The sequence below is a fragment of the Psychrobacter sp. FME5 genome (assembly GCF_014861375.1).
In the GTDB taxonomy this organism is placed as follows: Bacteria; Pseudomonadota; Gammaproteobacteria; order Pseudomonadales; family Moraxellaceae; genus Psychrobacter.
The window spans coordinates 1-1,647 of the sequence record NZ_RRYX01000216.1; the positions used below are offsets into that span (position 1 = coordinate 1).

General features: G+C 37.2%; 1 protein-coding gene and 1 pseudogene. Both read right to left on the minus strand.

The annotated features are described in order from the left end of the window. Nucleotides 1-547: 547 nt before the first annotated feature. Nucleotides 548-793, minus strand: coding sequence for an EexN family lipoprotein (locus tag EI161_RS14255; protein WP_192523105.1), 246 nt, complete (start codon nucleotides 791-793; stop codon nucleotides 548-550). Between the two features lie 133 nt (nucleotides 794-926). After that, nucleotides 927-1,622: pseudogene (locus EI161_RS14260) on the minus strand (IS1 family transposase). Nucleotides 1,623-1,647: the final 25 nt, after the last annotated feature.

Below are 1,647 nucleotides of genomic sequence, written 5' to 3' on the forward strand. Positions count from 1 at the left end.
TAGGCTTAGATGTGTATAGTTCATGGTTGCAATCTCACTTTGGTCGGTGGATAAAAACTTTGATGCTAGCGCATCTAGGTCTTTTTTTCACCTCACATTTGGTATTGCACTTCATGTGTTAATCTAAGATATAAAGCAGAAACTGAATGAACTGATTTAAGCGTTTAAAGTCTGACTGTGGTTATTTGGCAATTTCTTGATAAGTGCCTTTACTGTCAAAGCGACCGTTTAACGCTAAATCTTTTCTATCCGATACTTTGCCTAGGTGACAATACCAGTATTTTTTTGGTACGTTTTTATCAGCTTTAATATAACGAAGAATGATGTACTTAACATAACCTAGCAGAATAAAGCGCTACCAAGCGCCTTCTCATGCTACTTAACAGTATCTTAACGTTTTACGAAATAATCAGGAGTAATATTGGGGTTTGCTTATTCTCCTGTTAGTGGATTATAAGCAGTTACACGCTTTTTATGAAAGGCTCAAAAAACTATGATTGTCACACGTTATTTATTTTCTAGCTATAGAGATGATTGGTACGTCTGTTTAACCTAATGCGGCTCCAACCAATTTATTTCGTGCTTTACCAGCATTCCTGCAGTTTTCCTTAAGCGCGCCCTCAACTGTATACCCTTTATCGCGTTCTGCTTTGCATTTATCCTTTATTTTTTTGATTTCACTTGGATTGTCAATGTAATGCTGAGTGCTTAGAACTTTCTTTCCCTCTTCACCACAAGCAGCCAAGGATAATACTGAAATAACAGCAATACCTATAAGGTTTAAGTTTTTCATATTAACGTCCTGTTTATCGGGATATCTATTCAAAATAGATGATAGTAGCAATTACTTCAGGATTATATCAACTAATTTTATGTTTTAGGAGATAAGTCCATTTTTTGGTGGTGTTCTAAAAAATATGCTGACATCAGACGTATCCATAATTGATATAAAAAAATACCAAATCAAACACTGTTGAGTGATTGTCGAGCTTTTTAGAGAAGCAACAAGTCTTTCGAACGGCTCGACGTAATCGATATCTAAGGCGGCAATTATTGCCTTCTATACCTACAGTATATTGTTTTCCAATTCATTTATGATCTGATTTAAAGTCAGTTATGAAGCTGTTCCAATTGTCCATACTAATAGAGCTATAGCTCACTTTAAGCGGTCCCAGGTGGGAACGTAGCTTTCTGGCTGTACGCAAGTCACGTTTGCCCCAAACATAAGCAACTATCTCGTTTGTAGCGCGGTCATAAGCCTAAATAAGCCAGACTTTACGCTTCTTTCGATACACATAAGTCCAGAACTCATCAACCTCTAAGCGTTAATAGTAGTACTTTTTAGGCGCAATCTTATAAATGGATGAGCCTATAGTGCTGAGCACTTTACCAGTACTAACTGAGGCTATAACAGCAATATCTCTAACACCACGACCTCTAACCGTCATTAGCCGTATGCTGCCTTCTATTTTAGAATAACAGCCATGATAGGGTAAGGCATGGTCACCAATGAATTGTCGTTTGCAGTCCTTACATTGGTAGTTCTGCTTACCATAGCTTTTTATACCATTGATCGAAAGACTGGGACAGTTGGGGCAATTGATCTGTATTTGTGTCTTCATAACCTCAAATATATCATCTTGCTTT